At 60.6% G+C, this 254-nt stretch carries 1 protein-coding gene; it reads right to left on the bottom strand.

The window, feature by feature from the left end; translation table 11 throughout:
• The coding region (locus ACYYG1_RS17660; protein ID WP_461211638.1) for an amidohydrolase family protein at positions 1-226 on the bottom strand (226 nt) is incomplete at its 3' end.
• Between the last annotated feature and the right edge of the window lie 28 nt (positions 227-254).

Raw genomic sequence — 254 nt, forward strand, 5'->3', positions numbered from 1 at the left:
GCATGTCCGCGGAGCCCAGCGAATACCACGGATCCATGCAGCAATCCTGACCGAAAGCTACGTTGATTCCGTATGGCCTCATTTCGGGCACGCGGGTCTGACCGCGGCGCTTCGGGTAGGTGTCGTGGCGGCCCTGCAGCACGATATTGATCAGGGGATTGGCGATTGCGGCGACGCCGGCCTCGGCGATCAGCGGCAGCAGTTTCGAGACATAGTAATTGTCCATCGAGTGCATCGATGTCAGATGCGACCCG

Source organism: Desulfocurvus sp. DL1XJH-121, from assembly GCF_054819825.1.